The 17,105-nt window shown below is 34.7% G+C and carries 18 protein-coding genes and 1 pseudogene; 12 read left to right on the top strand and 7 right to left on the bottom strand.

Annotated elements, in window-relative coordinates:
- Positions 1 to 1,390 (bottom strand): IS4 family transposase (locus ACX5JI_RS17130; protein WP_459502241.1); only part of this gene is annotated, 1,390 nt, incomplete at its 3' end.
- A gap of 306 nt (positions 1,391 to 1,696) precedes the next feature.
- Between ACX5JI_RS17130 and ACX5JI_RS17135 the strand changes: the two genes are divergently transcribed.
- Positions 1,697 to 2,206: an RNA polymerase sigma factor gene (locus ACX5JI_RS17135; RefSeq protein ID WP_459502242.1), complete on the top strand. Its 510-nt coding sequence runs from the start codon at positions 1,697 to 1,699 to the stop codon at positions 2,204 to 2,206.
- Positions 2,187 to 3,203, top strand: a complete 1,017-nt coding sequence (locus ACX5JI_RS17140) for an anti-sigma factor (RefSeq protein ID WP_459502243.1) — start codon at positions 2,187 to 2,189, stop codon at positions 3,201 to 3,203. Before ACX5JI_RS17135 ends, ACX5JI_RS17140 begins: the two co-directional genes overlap by 20 nt.
- A 699-nt stretch (positions 3,204 to 3,902) precedes the next feature.
- Here ACX5JI_RS17140 and ACX5JI_RS17145 read toward each other — a convergent pair.
- Positions 3,903 to 4,181 (bottom strand): annotated as a pseudogene (locus tag ACX5JI_RS17145) (tyrosine-type recombinase/integrase); the annotation flags it as partial.
- A gap of 263 nt (positions 4,182 to 4,444) precedes the next feature.
- A complete protein-coding gene (locus ACX5JI_RS17150; protein WP_459502244.1) occupies positions 4,445 to 5,410 on the bottom strand; it encodes a quinone oxidoreductase family protein in 966 nt (321 codons plus the stop codon).
- Between the two features lie 265 nt (positions 5,411 to 5,675).
- Between ACX5JI_RS17150 and ACX5JI_RS17155 the strand changes: the two genes are divergently transcribed.
- Positions 5,676 to 6,224, top strand: coding sequence for a GNAT family N-acetyltransferase (locus ACX5JI_RS17155; RefSeq protein WP_459502245.1), 549 nt, complete (start codon positions 5,676 to 5,678; stop codon positions 6,222 to 6,224).
- 269 nt (positions 6,225 to 6,493) lie between these two features.
- Positions 6,494 to 6,724 carry a hypothetical protein gene (locus tag ACX5JI_RS17160; RefSeq protein WP_459502246.1) on the top strand — a complete coding sequence of 77 codons (231 nt, stop codon included), beginning with the start codon at positions 6,494 to 6,496 and terminating at the stop codon, positions 6,722 to 6,724.
- Between the two features lie 33 nt (positions 6,725 to 6,757).
- On the opposite strand, the gene ACX5JI_RS17165 is transcribed toward ACX5JI_RS17160, so the two are convergent.
- Positions 6,758 to 8,083: an ArsB/NhaD family transporter gene (locus ACX5JI_RS17165; RefSeq protein ID WP_459502247.1), complete on the bottom strand. Its 1,326-nt coding sequence runs from the start codon at positions 8,081 to 8,083 to the stop codon at positions 6,758 to 6,760.
- 236 nt (positions 8,084 to 8,319) lie between these two features.
- On the opposite strand from ACX5JI_RS17165, the gene ACX5JI_RS17170 reads away from it, so the two are divergent.
- From ACX5JI_RS17170 to ACX5JI_RS17180, 3 genes are all read left to right on the top strand, one after another.
- Positions 8,320 to 8,670 (top strand): YojF family protein, encoded by a 351-nt coding sequence (locus ACX5JI_RS17170; protein WP_459502248.1) that lies wholly within the window; start codon positions 8,320 to 8,322, stop codon positions 8,668 to 8,670.
- A 15-nt stretch (positions 8,671 to 8,685) separates the two neighbouring features.
- Entirely contained in the window at positions 8,686 to 9,348 is a 663-nt protein-coding gene (bshB2, locus tag ACX5JI_RS17175) for a bacillithiol biosynthesis deacetylase BshB2 (RefSeq protein WP_459502249.1), read from the top strand.
- A gap of 135 nt (positions 9,349 to 9,483) precedes the next feature.
- Positions 9,484 to 9,741 carry a YuzF family protein gene (locus ACX5JI_RS17180; RefSeq protein WP_459502250.1) on the top strand — a complete coding sequence of 86 codons (258 nt, stop codon included), beginning with the start codon at positions 9,484 to 9,486 and terminating at the stop codon, positions 9,739 to 9,741.
- Between the two features lie 258 nt (positions 9,742 to 9,999).
- Here ACX5JI_RS17180 and ACX5JI_RS17185 read toward each other — a convergent pair whose 3' ends face one another.
- Positions 10,000 to 10,794, bottom strand: a complete 795-nt coding sequence (locus tag ACX5JI_RS17185) for a MerR family transcriptional regulator (RefSeq protein ID WP_459502251.1) — start codon at positions 10,792 to 10,794, stop codon at positions 10,000 to 10,002.
- 453 nt (positions 10,795 to 11,247) lie between these two features.
- On the opposite strand from ACX5JI_RS17185, the gene ACX5JI_RS17190 reads away from it, so the two are divergent.
- From ACX5JI_RS17190 to arsC, 5 genes are all read left to right on the top strand, one after another.
- Positions 11,248 to 12,447 (top strand): multidrug effflux MFS transporter, encoded by a 1,200-nt coding sequence (locus ACX5JI_RS17190; RefSeq protein ID WP_459502252.1) that lies wholly within the window; start codon positions 11,248 to 11,250, stop codon positions 12,445 to 12,447.
- A 166-nt stretch (positions 12,448 to 12,613) separates the two neighbouring features.
- On the top strand, positions 12,614 to 12,919 hold the full coding sequence (gene arsR / locus ACX5JI_RS17195) for an arsenical resistance operon transcriptional regulator ArsR (RefSeq protein ID WP_000662011.1): 306 nt from the start codon (positions 12,614 to 12,616) through the stop codon (positions 12,917 to 12,919).
- Positions 12,920 to 12,980: 61 nt separating this feature from the next.
- Positions 12,981 to 13,403, top strand: coding sequence for an ArsI/CadI family heavy metal resistance metalloenzyme (locus ACX5JI_RS17200; RefSeq protein WP_459502253.1), 423 nt, complete (start codon positions 12,981 to 12,983; stop codon positions 13,401 to 13,403).
- 17 nt (positions 13,404 to 13,420) lie between these two features.
- Complete coding sequence (gene arsB / locus ACX5JI_RS17205) at positions 13,421 to 14,458, top strand: ACR3 family arsenite efflux transporter (protein ID WP_459502254.1); 1,038 nt, start codon at positions 13,421 to 13,423, stop codon at positions 14,456 to 14,458.
- A 17-nt stretch (positions 14,459 to 14,475) separates the two neighbouring features.
- Complete coding sequence (gene arsC / locus ACX5JI_RS17210) at positions 14,476 to 14,880, top strand: arsenate reductase (thioredoxin) (protein WP_459502255.1); 405 nt, start codon at positions 14,476 to 14,478, stop codon at positions 14,878 to 14,880.
- A gap of 88 nt (positions 14,881 to 14,968) precedes the next feature.
- On the opposite strand, the gene ACX5JI_RS17215 is transcribed toward arsC, so the two are convergent.
- On the bottom strand, positions 14,969 to 15,367 hold the full coding sequence (locus tag ACX5JI_RS17215) for a DUF2871 family protein (protein ID WP_459502256.1): 399 nt from the start codon (positions 15,365 to 15,367) through the stop codon (positions 14,969 to 14,971).
- Positions 15,368 to 15,863: 496 nt separating this feature from the next.
- On the bottom strand, positions 15,864 to 17,096 hold the full coding sequence (locus tag ACX5JI_RS17220) for a cytochrome P450 family protein (protein WP_459502257.1): 1,233 nt from the start codon (positions 17,094 to 17,096) through the stop codon (positions 15,864 to 15,866).
- Positions 17,097 to 17,105: the final 9 nt, after the last annotated feature.

A 17,105-nucleotide genomic window follows, 5' to 3' on the forward strand; every position in this document is an offset into this window, starting at 1 on the left:
TGTATACGGATTCAGAATCCCAAGACACCCACGACCTTCTCTTCACTTCTACTATATAAAAAATAGTAGTGCGAACCAATGCCTTGGTCTGCACTACTAATCTTAGTATGTTTTGTAAAGCTTGATAAAGAAGTGGAAAATAATCTTTGATGATATAAATTGCTTTATATTCACTCAACTCTCGTTTCTTCTTGGTGAGGAGTAATTGGCGCGTTTGAAACATGGTGGAGGAACAAAGAAGGATACTAATTAACTGTCCGTATAAATGACACTCTAATCGTTCTAATTTTACAGAATTACAGTGATGAATATAAAAAAATGATTTCCATGTTTTAAATAAAAGTTCAATTTGCCACCGTAAAGAGTAAAAATCGTATACTTGTTCTTTTGGTAAGTATTCCGAAGGGATATTTGTAATGTAAAAGTTAATCGCACTAAGCCGTTTACTACGCTCTTTATAGGTAATTTGCTTCTTATGTTCTTTAGATGCTAAATCCTTTTGTCTACGTTTCATTTGCGTTTCAGTTAATTTATACAGAATTAGTCTTGCAGGAAGCTTTTGATACATTCCGATATAAATCTCAGGAATTTCATATGTTTCACCGGACTGTAATTGGTCAATGAATTGCTCCATATCTAATTGGATGTACTCAGAGTGCTTTTTTATTGTTCCATTTTGAAAGTATTCAGACTCTTCATTCTTTTGATATATACGTGTATTGAGCTTTAATCTTGAAATAAAATAAGCATTACACTCTTCTATGGTATGTAAGTCTTTTAAGTCGAAGTATCCTAAGTCACGTATACATACATCATTCGGTTGAAGAGACGTTAAACAAGTAGAGCCATAAGTTTTATCATTGTTCTTTCCTGATCTTACATGAACATGTAGAAACTGACCACTTAGTAAATCATACTCTAGTTGAATTTTTACGCCAGCGTTTTGACCGCTACCACCTGAACCTTGATATGTAGAAGTGAATTTATCCGGAATCTGAAAGTGTGTAGAATCCAATATACGGATACGTCGAAAATAGTTTGTATACAAAGTTGGAATCTTGCTAGAAGACCAAAATTGTTGGTGAAGTAAATGTGCTAAGAGTTGTTGTAAAAGCTGTACAGCTCGAGAATTAAAACGTTGGTTGAGTCCTTCTGGACTCATGGAAATGCCTGTGTTAGCTTCTAATCGACTACATAATTGTGCCAATGAAGTATGAGCTATATTTTGACTTAACCAAATACATAGAGCCACTAAATCTTGTGCGCGGTATTTACTTTTTCGTTTCACAAATCCTACATTTCTAGCTAATTGCTCCAAAGCATGTGGTGACATATATCGTTGCAACTCTTTAGAAAACAATTCTAGTTCATCAGAAATTGATAAATTCATAGCAAAAACGTCATCCTTTCTATATATTTTTACAAAAAGAATAACGTTTTTTTCGTTTTATGGATACAATTTCTCTTTAGCTCGATGGTGATATAGTGCGCTCCCTTTCTTTATTTGATATCAATAATGATAAAAAGCTAGCATAGAGATAACTTTTTCACTTCGACTAAGTGGTGTTATATTAACTGTAATTATATAGAAAATACGCATTGTACATTATACATAGATGTACTTTTTTATTTTTTTTTACAAAGTTTGTATACATTTTACGTTTTCAAACGTTAATTATATAGAAGGGAGAGTTAGATGAATCATGATACATTTGAATCGTTATTAGTAGAAAAATCCCAAGTTATTTATAAGTATTTATTAAAGCTTGGTGTAGGGGTAAAAGAAGCTGAAGATATTGTACAAGATACATTATACAAAGCAATGTTTTTAATGGATGATATTTCGTTAGAAAAACTGACTCCGTGGTTATTACGGGTAGCAATTAATCAATATCGGGACTTATATAGAAAATCAAAACGTTTTAATCCGGTACCTATTGAGTCAGTTATACTTATTGGTCAAAAATCGTTAGATGAAATTATTCTAACGAAAGAATTCCAAGTGGAAATACAAGAAGTGCTGGAAACAATGAATCCAGATTATAAGAATATTTTATTATTGAAATATGATTATGAATTATCTTATAAGGAAATTTCTTCTTTATTAGACATGAAAGAAGAAACCGTTAAAACAAATTTATACAGGGCACGTAATCAATTTAAAGCATTGTATAGGGGGAAGCAACATGAGTCGGAAAGATTTTGAACTAGATATGGATGATAAACAGATGAAGGGGTTACTAAAGAAAGCAAAGAGGAAGCATCTTCTGCGAAATTGGATTATCTCTATGTGTGCATCGATTGTCGTGATTATTGGAATTTATATTTCATCTATTTATTTTTCTCAAAAGACCTTTATTAAAATGGAAATACAAAGGAATGTATTGCATACTGTAAAAGGCCCTAATATTTTATTTAATGGACATACCAAATTAAGTATGGGTGTAACTGGTGGTACAATTACATATAGTTCTTATAAAAATATTGCTGGACAACCAGTTAAATGGATTGATGAAATATATGAGTATTCATCAATTTTGGGATATAGTCAATTGAATTTTAATGGAAATACAATATTAGACGAAGAATCTGGTAATAAGAAGGATGAATTTGAGACATTACCAGATTATAATAGTCAAACGATGCAGAGAGAAATGCGATTTTATTTACCATTTGTTACATATAGAAATTATGTAAATGACCTTAAAAATATTGGAGAGCTTCAAAATAAAGTTGGAGAAATAGCTATATCTTTTGATAAAGCATATACAGTTGAGCAAATTGAAAAAATGTTACCAAAAGATGTACAACCAGTTTGGTATTGGGTAGACACATACAATGAAAATAGCCCAGATACTTATGTAGGTTTAAAAGATCCTAAAACTGGTGCTGTTTTGAATGCTGAGATGTCTACGCATGTATATGGATTTCAAGGAAGTTACACAAAAAAAGAAGAATATTTAAAAGAAGATTTAAAGAGAAATTCAAAAGACTTTATGGATGCAATGAAAAAATTAAATGAGAATAATCAACTTAATAATGATGATGTTCAAAATCATTATAAAAATATTAAAGGTATTTCTCCAAAAGATTTACCTATATATGGTGTAGTAATTACAGGCACAACAGAGTCTTTGCAACAGTTACAAGACGCTCCTTATATAAAGGCAGCGGTCAGAGGAGTAATTGTTGATAAACAGTAATAATTAGTCATTCAATTCATGATAAATATAGGGTCCGTAGTACTTATGAATAAAAATTCCCTTTAAAAAATTTAAAGGGAATTTTTATTTACATAATCAGTGTTATCCGTAGTCAACCATGTGTGGAATTTTTGTTTTGGAGTTAATCTGATTTTTTAAATTAATGGGCACGGGGTAGTACCCATGCTCATCAAGTGAATATTTCGAAGTATCTCCAAACGGAAATTTTACCTTTTCATGGTTGTCCATAGGAATTTAATTTTTTTTCGTTATGGGGAGAAATATATTTCTTAGCTTGATGGGTATGGGGCGGAACCCCATCACCATCAACTTAAGGTTTTGAAATATCCCCAAAGCAAAAAATTTATCCTTCCACAGCTGTCTATAAGAGTTTAGCTCATTTTTTCGTTTTGCGGAACAACAGATTTTTTAACTTGATAACAATGTGGTGGTACCCCTTCATGCATTAGTGAAAAAACAACCCTTTAATAAGAAACAGGTACTTTTCTTTCATTCTTTTCACTAACCATAGAGTCTAGCGTTTTTGTTATTATATAGTACAAAAATGTACCAGTTAATCCTAGAATAAGAAGCAATCCCCACATATATAGGGGACGAATCCACTCTCCAACGATGATCAACAACGAAGATACAATCATTGCTCCATAGAAAGTCAGGCTATTAAAAGCCTTTTAATAGCTTCATTAACTTTTCCATCATGTCATTTTTTACTTTTTTATTTCGGTAGAGGTAGTCATAGAAGTTTGCTATAACGGTAATTGTAAGGTTAATTGTTTCTTCTAAGTAGATATAAAAATGTTTTAAGGAATAACAATATGTTTTTTGAGTATTAGGTCTTTTTCCTGTCTTATCTAAATAATTTATATATTTCATAACTGGTATTACAGGGAATCCTTCTTGATCCAGTAATATGTATCTTTTGTTGTTATTCTCTATGAGAACCTTTTGTACTCTCATAGCACTTCACCCCTAAAAAATATTAACGCTCGGTCTAAAGACCTCACTACGCCTCCTGCTATGGGCTACGCCCTCCACCTGGAGTATGTGTACTTTTTTGAATGTTGTATGCATATTTAACTATATTTTCAATATCTGTATAACTAATCTAATATGTATAAGAAAAGAGGATATATGCTCATATATTGAACATAATATCCTCTTCTTAGTTTAGTCTATTTAAGAAATCTTCTAGCTACCTTTTTGTTTTTGAGTTGAAATGATTAAGGTATCAATAAAATTTTCCCTGTACTTTTTCGACTTTCCAATAACCGATGTGCTTCAGCGCCATTTTCTAAAGCAAAAGTAGTTGGATTTTCGATGTTTAATTTTCCAGTGGTAATCCAATCAAATAGTTGCTGTGAACGTTTTTTACGTTCTTCATACGTTGTGAGTACATTCCAAAGATCTCCGCCAGTCAATGTTTTCGAAGTATCCATCAGCATTCGCGGATCAACAGGGGCAGGATCACCACCGGCCATTCCGTAAAATACGACAGTACCACCGATTTTTGTAGCTTTAAAACTTTCTTCTAATGTAGAACCTACCGATTCATATACAACATCTACACCATGACCTTGTGTAGTTTGTAATACTTTCTTACGCCATGGTTCTGAATATAAAAATACATGGTCTGCCCCAGCGGAATAAGCAGATTCTGCTTTTTCTTTAGATGAAGTAAGGCCAATGACTTGTGCGCCTTCCATGTTAATCATCTGAATGAGAAGTTGACCAACTCCTCCGGCAGCTGCATGAATTAAAATGACATCACCAGTTTTTACGTCATAGCTATCTTTTGTCAAATAATGAGCCGTTAAGCCTTGTAATAAAACAGAAGAAGCTGTCTCGAAGGAAATCGAGTCTGGGAGTGGAATTGCTTTTTCTATTGGAACAGCTACTAACTCCGCATTTGCGAATGGTACATCAGCAAATGCAATACGATCTCCAATCGTAGCATCGGTAACTTCAGCGCCAATTTTCTCTACTACCCCTGAGCCTTCATAACCTAATATGTAAGGTGGTTTACCAACAAGATGATAGTTACCTTTCCGTCTATATATATCAGCAAAATTTAAGCCAATTGCCTTTGTACGAACAAGAATCTCATTTGGTTTTATAGTTGGATCTGAAACTTCTCGATATTGTAATACATCAGCATTTCCGAATTCATCGAAACAAAGTGCTTTCATTTGAAGTACCTCCAATTTGTAACATGCGTCAATATTGTTTGTTATTGGTTTCTATCATACAGTACATATATTAATCGGCAAAGGAGATTAGTTGAATGAATAATCTGAAATATGTATAATGAAGGTAATGATATGAAAAGGAGATGTGCCAATGTTATCGCTTATTGTAAGTATCCCATCATCACTGAAGGTTATGGAGCAAGGGGATAGGTAGGCCTAATACATCACAGAACTATCCCCACAATTGCAAAGGGGGATTTTTGAAATGAATCATCTTTTTTTAGGTGAAAATATTAAATTATCAGCAATTAGAGCTGAAGATGTTGAACAAATGGCTATTTGGCAAGAGGATAGTGAGTATTTACGGAATGTGGATACAGATATAGCAGTTCCGCTATCTTTACATGAAATAAAGGAATATGAGTTATTAAAAGGAAGAAAGTCAAATAGCGTTTCTTTTATGTTAAGAACCATTCAAGATGATCGTTTAATTGGTTTTGTAGCACTTCATAGCATAGAATGGAATAATAGAGCTGGCTTACTGGCGATTGGTATAGGTGATAAAAAGTATCGAGGTAAGGGGTATGGTACGGAAGGGCTACGCCTGATTTTGAAATATGCTTTCCACGAATTAAATTTACATCGTGTAGGACTCGATGTTATTTCTTATAATAAATCTGCTATTGAAGTATATAAAAAGGTTGGATTTATGGTGGAGGGAAGTATGAGAGAAGCGGTTTGCCGGGACGGGAAGAGTTTTGATCGCATTATAATGGGGATATTGCGAAGGGAATGGGTCACACTGCAAAAATAATTTAAATAGGATAATAAAGTGAACAGTTCATTCAAAAGAAAATAAAAAGGGGATCTAGTGGTTTTATAGCTTGTTAGGTCCTTCTTTTGCTTTGTAATTACTTTAGTTATCGTCATAAGGTTGTTTATAAAATTAACATATAGAGGTTGGTTAGAAGTACAAACTTTTCCTGCAAAATACATTCACTAATATGAATGTATTTTGCAGGAAAAAGAATGATGGTTGGCGAATTTTTACAACATATGGATTGAGATAAGGAGTCATGTCATATGAATTTAGAAAAAACACAGCCAGTAAATGAAGAATTAGTAGAGTTAAAAGAACTTGTCAAAGAATTGCATGGTAGTGTACACCAACTACAAAGTGAAGTGCAGCAGCTTAGGCATGAAAAGCCGGTTGTTGAAGTTAGAAAAGGGATACAATTCTCACCGGGAATTGTTGGACAAATTGGTGGTATTCTTCTAGGAGCACTAGTGATTATTGGGATATTTTTTCAGTAAAAAAGGATTGCAGCACATTGCTGCAATCCTTTTTTACATTAAATAACGTAAATATATATAAGCATGTGATAATAATAATGCAATGACTGTTAACGGGAAGCCAATTTTTAAAAAATCAAGGTAAGAAAATCCATGCCCCTCGCGGCTAGCAATGCCGGCAACAACTACGTTTGCTGATGCACCAATTAATGTTCCGTTTCCTCCTAAGCAAGCGCCAAGTGATAAGGCCCACCATAGCACTTCAATTTGCGGAGAATCAACAGAAAGTCCAAGTCCTGATGCTAAATCTTGAATAAGTGGAATCATCGTTGCGACAAATGGAATATTATCAATCGTAGCTGATGCCACGCCTGATACCCATAAAATAAGAATCGCTGCAAAACCGATATCACCATTCGTTACATCAATCACTTCTTTTGCTAAAGATGAAATAAGTCCGATATCAATTAACCCGCCAACAAGAATGAAAAGGCCGGCGAAGAAGAAAATCGTTACCCATTCTACATGAGCAAATACATCTTCTAATTCATGTTGTTTTACGCCAATTAGCATAAGAAGTGTTGCACCAGTCATTGCGATAACTGCTGCATCTACATGAATAATTGAGTGAAGAACAAACCCGAGAATTGTTAAACCTAAAATGGAAAGAGATTTTAGGAGTAAGCTCCGGTCACGAATATAGTCTTTTTCATTTAGTGCCATAAGCTTGGCGATTTGTTCAGGTGTTGTTTTTAGCTTCTTACGATACATAAGATAAATAATGCCTAATGTAACAATGGAAATAATAAGTACAATTGGTGTTAAATTAAGTAAAAAGGCATTAAAATCTAAATGTTTATTAGCGGATCCAATCATTATGTTTGGAGGATCACCAATTAGTGTCGCGGTACCACCAATATTTGAAAATAATACTTCAGAAATTAAATAAGGAACAGGTTGTACTTTTAAAATACGTGTAATCGATAGTGTAACAGGAACGATTAATAATACCGTTGTTACATTATCTAAAAATGCAGAGCCGATTGCGGTTAATAGGGATAAAAATAATAAAATCCGAATGGGTTTCCCGCCGGCTGCTTTTGCTGCTTTAATGGCTACATACTCAAATACACCAGATTGACTTGTAATATGTACGAGAATCATCATTCCAATTAAAAGGGTAATGGTTTCCCATTGGATATGAGATGTAAAGGCAGTATGTAAGTCTACTATGCCGAAAATAACCATTATGGCAGCGCCAAACAGTGCAATGACAGCGCGATTTATTTTTTCAGAAATAATAAATCCGTACGTCACTAAAAATACGGCGATTGCAAAGTAATATTGCCAATTTGCTACTTCGTGTGCTGAATGTTCCAATATGTCACCTTCTTTAAAATATGTATTTAATTGTCGAAATATATCCCATTGCATAACCTCTATTGTAGCAAATTCAAAAAAGAAAGAAAACTATTTACGGATAGTGAAATTTCATATACCATATAAAAAAATAAAAACAAAATGCAAATCATTAGGCAAAGTACGCATTGTCCTCTATTATAAAGATAGCAATTTACATTGTTTTTGCGTAAAATGGTTTAAAGAGGTGAAATCCGATGGAAATAGTAAAAAATAGTGCTGTTATTCAACATGAAATCGAGCGTTTTGTAAATAAAGATGTATATATTCATTTAGAAACGACAAACGGAGCATATGCTTCACACTTTAATGAAAAGATGATGACAGTTGGAGCATTTATTCGTAATGCAATTATTCGTTTTGAACGCGGAAAAATTACTGGAACAAATCCATACCGAGTTGGTCTTAAGATGGATCATGGATGGGTGTATGCAGAAGGTATTACACATTGGGAAGTAGATGGGCAAGAACGCTTATTATTAGCGGGCCATGATAATAAAGGTCGTTTAGCTGTAGCACTTGAGTTAAGCTTAACACCATTTAAGTAAGAAGGAGGGGAAAGTATGGAAAGACACGTGCTTGTTGTATTTCCGCATCCAGATGATGAGTCATTTGCAGCGGGAGGAACAATTAGTTTATTAAGAAAGCAAGGAGTACCTGTAACATATGCGTGCGGAACGCTTGGACAAATGGGACGCAATATGGGTAAAGGTGTATTTGCAAATCGTGAAACGATTCCAAGTATCCGTGAAAAAGAATTAAAAGATGCATGTGAAGCAATGGGAATTGAAGATTTAAGAATGCTCGGTTTCCATGATAAAACGTTAGAGTTTGAAGATATAGACTTTGTAGCAGATAAAATTGAAGCGGTAATTCGCGATGTGCAGCCATCACGTATTATTACATTCTATCCAGAACATGGTGTTCATCCAGACCACGATGCATTCGGCCGTGCTACTGTTCATGCCGTATCACGTATGCCAAAAGAAACGCGTCCAGTCATTCATGCAGTTGCGATTACAAAAAATCGCGAAGAAGTATTAGGAGAACCAGATGTTGTCAACAACATTAGTGAAGCGTTTGAACAAAAATTAGCGGCTTTACGTGCGCATCGTTCACAAACAGAAGCGATGCTCGAAGAAACAGAAGTAAAACTGCAAAATAAAGATGCCGCAACGTTAAAATGGTTACAAATTGAACAATTTTGGACTTATAAATGGGAGTAGGTTAGAAGAGTTTCTTCTAGTCTCCCTTACATACAAAAGCGATGTCACATTGTGGCGTCGCTTTTTCTGTTAGATAGGCACTTCCGGATTGCACGCCACATACACTACAGCAAATCTTGAAAAGAGGTGGCCTATATGTACTATTCCTATGAAGATGTGTTCGGTTATTTTCGAGATGGTTATGAGATAAGTGGTGAAGTGGTTGCACTTGTTGATCCATATGTTGTACAAACATTGCAGTCTATTGTAGGGAGAAGAGTTGTGGTGGAAACAATTCGAGGGAGTGTAAGTGGAACTTTGCGAAGTGTGAAGCCAGATCATATTGTATTAGAGGAAAAAGAAGTGCCTACGTTTGTTCGTTTGCAGCAAATTGTGTGGTTTAAGCTAGAATAATAATTAAATATGTAATTATAGCTTTAAAATACAGTTTGATTAACTGTTTACTAATACATTTAGCTTAAACCTAGGGGTTACTCACAGGTCAATACATGTTTGCATTATTTTATCCCGCTATTTGCGGGCAGTAAGACTCCCACCTCAAAATTCAGTGAAAACAAAGAAGTTAGGTGGGAGTCGGGCTGCCCGTAAAGGCCCGAGTCGTGAGGGCTAATAATCAGTGGGGGAGGAAGAAAACCCCCACTGATTAAACTTTCACTTTATAGGTGCATAAATTTCTAAAAATATACGTTCGATGCCATCTTCATAAGTGGTAAGTAATAAATTTATATAAACTAGCCCCAAAAGTTCATATCCTTTCTCTATTGCTACTTTTCTTAAACTAGCTTCTACGTTATGATCAATATTTTTTCCGCCAGTTGTCCATCTTCCATCTTCAATAACTGTATACATACATTTTGGATGAGATAGAATGTCACCTTTTATTTCTTTATCAAAGTCTTCTACTTTTCTTACAATGATAAACTTATCTTCTATAATACCTTCTTCATTGAAATGTATGACTCTTCTTAAAGAGGTTAGAGTAACTGCTTTTTTTAAGCTGTCTGTGTTCTTTTTTAAAGTTTCATACTCATCATACGCAGTAAAGTGTTCTATTTCTCCTTTTATTTCTAAAGGCTCCATTTCTTTTACTGTGTATTTTCCTAAGAATTGCTTGATTTTTTTGCAATCTTCTTTTACTAGCTGAAGTTTTTTTAAAAGAAGCTTTTTATATTCTATTTCCTCTAAAACAGCTTGTTCTTTCTTTTCTAATAATGATTGTATTCCCTCTATATTTTTACTTTTTCTTAATTCCTGGATTTTTTTTATTTCAATATCCATTTCTCTATAGAAATTTACTGTTGTTATATCATGTATATCAAAATGATTATATTTTCGATACCCATTCTCGATACTTTGTTTCGGTTTTACTAATTCCTTTTCTTCATAAAATTTTAAGGTATCTCTAGATACACCTAAAAAGTTAGCTACTTGTCCAATTGTGTACATGATACTCCCCTTTATCATTGCTACATATTCTTTATGGTATTTCATGTGAAAGAAAGTTTAAAAACTATTCTTTCATGATGAGATGTAATCAAGTATTTCTATATCTATTCTTGTTTCTTGGAGTATCAGAGGAAATCCTTTATTTTACTTCGTCTATTATTTGGTTAAAGTGTGGAAATTGATAATTGCTCAATCTATGTACTTAGGCTGAATACACTGTTCTATAACCTTGTAATATAAGAGAAAGAAATATATAATATATGTTAATCTTTGTAAAATAATGCAATGAAAAATGAATGTTAATATATACCCTCCTATAGGTATTAACATGAAACAATCGAGGTGTTTATATTGTTGTTTTATGATCGTATTTCTATCATGGCCCCTCCTGTTCCGTAGCAAAGGAAAGCTCTAAACGTCTGAGATTTTCTAAGTTATAGGAGGGTATTAGAAATGAAAAAAGTCTCAGTACCATCGTTATGGTTAATGATTATTCTTGTGGCATTCCCGCAAATTAGTGAAACAATTTACACACCATCTTTACCGGATATTTCGAAAGCGTTACATGTCAGTAATAACGCTATGCAGTTAACGCTTAGCGTCTACTTTGCTGGATTTGCGTTAGGAGTATTTTGCTGGGGATGGTTGTCTGATATAATTGGGCGTCGTCCTGCAATGCTGTGGGGAATTGTAACTTACGGTATCGGTAGTTTATTATGCTACTTGGCTCATTCAATTGAATTATTGCTGTTCAGTCGTTTTATACAAGCATTTGGAGCAAGTACAGGATCAGTTGTTACACAAACGATTCTTCGTGAAAGTGTAGATGGACATAAACGACATGTCATGTTTGCGCAAATTTCAGCAGTCATTGCATTCACGCCAGCTATAGGTCCTTTCATTGGTGGCTTTATGGATCAAATATTTGGATTTAGAAGTGTGTTTCTTACTTTAGTTGTTATGAGCATTGGGATATTAGTATGTACATTTATAATGCTATCAGAAACTCGAACAAATGTAACAACAAATAAAATCAACATTTGTTCTGTAATCAAACGAATGATTCGAGATCCTAAAGTATTAACATTTGGCGTGCTGATTGGGGGAACGAACGGTATATTATTTAGCTATTATGCTGAAGCGCCGTTTATTTTCATTGAATATTTTAAACTATCACCTGGTATATTCGGTTTCCTAGGTATAGTGGTGGCTTTCGCTTCTGTTATTGGAGCGCAAATTTCAAAGCGGTTACTTTTAGTTTATAAACCAGAAAAAATTATTTATATAGGTTGCATAGTAATGACAGGGGGAGCAATCATGTTATCCAGCGTTGCTTTTACTGGTACAAGTGCGAATATAATATATATGATTCTCCTTCTTGTAGCTGTATTTGTATTGCTATTAGGGATAGGGATTGCTTTACCGAATTGTTTAAGCCTAGCGTTAGTCGAGTTCCAGGACGTGATTGGAACGGCGGGTGCTATATTTAGTTTAGGGTATTATATGATCGTCACACTTATGATCTGGGGAATGAGTCAGTTGCATACAGGTTCGCTTATTGTTATGCCTCTATATTTTCTAGTACTTGCAATAGTGATGACGGTGCTGTGTCGAATGTTTATTTACAGCTCTAAGGTTATTAAATCTATTTGATTTGTAAAGAAGAGTTTCATACATATTATGAGACTCTTTTTTTTCTAGATTAATAAATTACAATGCAACCAATACATCAATTTTTTTTGATTTATTGGTTGCATATATAAGAAAGCGGTGTATATAATATGAATATCAAAAAAAATTGATGAAGAGAGTGAAGGGTATGAAAGAAAACTTCGGACAGTTTGAAAAGAAGTTTAAAGCTCTTGCAGATAAAAAAAGATTAGAGATTATGTACGAGTTATGTCAACGTGGACAGACATGTGTGTGTGATTTAACTGAAGTTTTTGGAATTTCCCAATCTAAACTGTCATATCATTTAAAAATATTGCTTGATGCAAATTTAATTGTGAAAGAAACAAAGGGAACATGGAGCTATTACGATTTAAATGATGAAGAAGTAAATAATTTGTTGTCGGAAGAGCTTTGTTGTGTGTTCCGAAAAACTGGCAGAGGGAGTTGCTGCTAAGTTTTTTTGTGTTATATAAATCAAAAAAAATTGATTAATGAAATTGAAAGGGGAATAAGATATGCAATATGTACATATTGGGATCAATGTGACGAGTTTGGAGAAATCAATCGAGTTTTACAGTAAGGTATTTGGAGTACAACCAGTGAAAGTAAAAGAAGATTATGCGAAGTTTTTATTGGAGAATCCGGGATTAAACTTTACTTTAAATGTAAGGGATGAAGTAAAGGGAAATCAGGTAAATCATTTCGGTTTCCAAGTGGAAAATCAAGAAGAAATCACCTTGCATAAAGAGCGTTTAGAAAAAGAAGGGTTCTTTGCTCGTGAAGAAATGGATACGACTTGTTGCTATGCTGTGCAAGATAAGTTTTGGGTGACGGACCCTGACGGAAATGAATGGGAGTTCTTCTATACGAAGGCTCATAGTGAAATTAATAAAGTAGAAATGTCTAGTTGCAGTATAAATTCAACTTCATGTTGTTAAAACAAAAAGGAGAAAAAATGAAACGATTATCGTTTTTAGACCGATATTTAACCCTTTGGATTTTTCTGGCGATGGCAGTGGGGATCGGAATTGGGTATCTATCACCTAGATTTGTTGATGGAATGAATCGTTTACAGGTAGGAACAACTTCTATTCCGCTTGCAATTGGGTTAATTTTAATGATGTATCCGCCGCTTGCAAAAGTTCGTTATGAAGAGATGGGGCGCGTTTTTACAGATGTAAAAGTGTTAATTGTATCACTCGTACAAAATTGGATTATTGGACCTGTTCTCATGTTTGCTTTAGCTATTATATTTTTACAAGATAAGCCAGAATATATGGTAGGACTCATCATGATCGGTTTGGCACGTTGTATTGCAATGGTTATCGTCTGGAATGACTTAGCAAAAGGTGATACAGAGTATGCGGCAGGATTAGTTGCTTTTAATTCTGTATTCCAAATGTTATTTTTCTCAGTGTATGCGTACGTGTTTGTAACAGTCATTCCTGAATGGCTAGGGATTGAAGGTGCTGTTATTGATATTACAATAGGAGAAGTTGCGAAATCAGTCTTTATTTATTTAGGAATTCCGTTTATTGCTGGGATGTTAACACGTTTCATGTTTGTAAAAGCAAAAGGGCGTGAATGGTATGAAAAAGTGTTTATACCAAAGATTAGTCCTATTACATTAATAGCATTACTATTCACAATTATTATGATGTTTTCATTAAAGGGAGAAATGATTGTTAGCGTACCACTTGATGTTGTACGTATCGCGATTCCGTTACTCATTTATTTTGTGCTGATGTTTTTTGTTTCTTTTTTCATGGGCAAAAAAATTGGCGCAAGTTATGGAGTCACAACAACATTAGCTTTTACAGCGGGAAGTAATAATTTTGAGCTAGCAATCGCTGTAGCGGTAGGGGTATTTGGCATTCAATCTGGAGTAGCATTCGCGGCAGTTATTGGACCTTTAGTTGAGGTACCCGTTATGATAGCACTTGTAAATGTAGCGTTATGGTTTCAGAAAAAATACTTTCAAAAACAATCATAATAAAGGTGGTATTTCACATGGGAAATAAAAAAACGATTTACTTCTTATGCACGGGAAACTCTTGTCGTAGCCAAATTGCAGAAGGGTTTGGTAAGAAATATTTAGGCGGCAAATGGAATGTATATTCTGCTGGAATTGAAGCACATGGTGTAAATCCAAATGCGATTAAAGCGATGGAAGAAGTAGAACTTGATATTACGAATCAAACATCTGATATGATTAATTTTGATATTTTAAACAATGCGGATCTTGTTGTTACACTTTGTGGCCATGCGAATGATGTGTGTCCGGTTACACCTCCGCACGTAAAACGTGTTCACTGGGGATTCGATGACCCAGCAGGTCAAGAGTGGTCAGTATTCCAACGTGTTCGTGATGAGATTGGTGAGCGTATTAAGAAGTTCGCTGAAATAGGGGAATAATCCATACAGAAAACGAGGCTTTCCTAAAAGGTTGTTAAAAACAATTTTTTAGAGACAGCCTCGTTTCTATTTTTTGTTGTGTTACATACTACATTTTGAATGATTTTTTTAATAAAATCATAAACCAAACTAGGGTAAGACCAATGAGAGAATGAGAGAATCCGATTATATAGGTTAATTCTTTAAAATTAGCACCATTTAGCTGAAGGAGTCCCCGAGTTGCCATTGAAGAAAGTGTTAAAATTAATCCAATATTATGGACGATGAACCACATATTAAAACTTTTCGCCTTATGAAACGCAAATGCTTTTGCTAATGCTAAGGCAATTAAAAAGAACAAAAATCCAAGTACTAGCGTATGTGTATGTAATAGATTCAGCAGCGTAGATCCTAGAATGCCTTTTGATTTGGCATATTCTCTAGCGAATACACCTGATAATAAACCGATTACTAAGTATACGAATGATGCATAATATAATTTTTTCATTATATGCCTCCTGAAGTAGAATTTGTCATGTTAGTTTTGAGTCGCAGATTCTTATTGTATTTTCACACCATGATCGTTATATAGCAAAAACTCCTAGTTGCCCAGGAGTCATATTATATCAGATTAAAAATTATTTTATCATAATTATAGGGTATTTGATTATATGAAATAATTGAACTTTTTGTGAACAAAGAGGTTGTGCAAGAATCGGACTGATAGAATATGACTATTCATCAGCTTATATATGGTGTGTTCGAAGTTTAGAATTATATTTGGGGGTAAATTAGAAGATTTTTTATTGAAGATGAGGAGTGTATCCTTTTAAATACATGATTAGTTTTATGAATATTCTCGTTTTAATACATTTAACGTTTCCTTGGAATTCATCACCCAATTTTAAACGTGAAGGTGCAATAACATCAATGAAAGTGGGTGATGAATTCTTGTTAGGCGGAGCTTATTTTTTAATGATTTTGGTTATCGCGGGCAGCAAGGATTAGAAAACTACTGGTAGAGTTGCGAGAGAACGGAATTTGCTATAATTATAAACGAGTTGATCAGGTTTAGTTGCTAGACGGAGATTAGGTAGACGTTGCAGCAATGTGCCAAATGCAATTTGTCCTTCTAGACGTGCCAGCGGAGCACCCAAACAGTGATGGATACCATTACCGAAAGCTAGATGCTCGTTTTCCTCGCGTGTAATATTTAACGCTTCAGGATGAGAGAATTTCTTCGGATCAATGTTGGCAGCTGCAAGTGAAAACAGTACCATTTCACCTTTTTGAATCGTTTTACCATGCATTGTGATGTCTTCACCCGCAAAACGGTTACCAATCATAATTGGACCAGCATAGCGCAACAGCTCATCGACGGCGGAGGGAAGCATCGAAGAATTGTCTCGTAACAACGCCATTTGTTCGGGATGTTGCAGTAAAGCTAGTACACCATTACCAATTAGATTCACTGTTGTCTCATGTCCAGCGATAATGAGAAGCCATATCGTCGAAAGAAGCTCATTCTTACTCAGTTTGTCGTCTTTTTCTTGTGCTTGGACTAGAGCGCTCATCAGATCAGCGCTAGGGTTGACACGCTTTTCGGCCAGTAATGTTTCGATATAATGAATAAACTTTTCGAGTGTTGCAGTAACTGTAGCCCCCTGACGAGGATCCATAGCAGCGTTCATGAGCTCATGTGTCCAGGCACGAAATTGGTTTCGATCAGTAGTGGGAATCCCAAGCATCTCTGAAATAACAATAATGGGAAGAGGATAGGCAAAGTCCGCAATAATATCCATTTTTCCTTTTTTCTCCACAGCACTCAACAACTCGTCGGCAATCTCTTGAATACGCGGAAGAAGGTTCTCAATCATACGCGGGGTAAAGGCTTTAGAGACCAACCGGCGCAAGCGGCTATGGTCAGGTGGATCGACCGTAAGCATATTCGGCATATTCATCATCCATTCAAACAGCTTACTCACAGATGTATCTTCTTCAATAAATTTCTCTTTATCTTTCGGGGGAGCGAATTTTCGCAAATCCTTGAGAAAACGAGGATCTTTCAGTATGGCAACAACATCGTCATAGCGCAATGCGATCCACGCTCCGCCCATACCATAAAAGTCATCAAGACGAAAGATGGGTTCTTGTTGTTCGAAGAGAGGCTTATAGAACATAATAGGGTCACGCATAGTTTCCGGTGAGTTTAAATCACTAAGAGTAATTTTGTTCATTTGTTTACT

The sequence above is a fragment of the Bacillus sp. C1 genome (assembly GCF_054570475.1).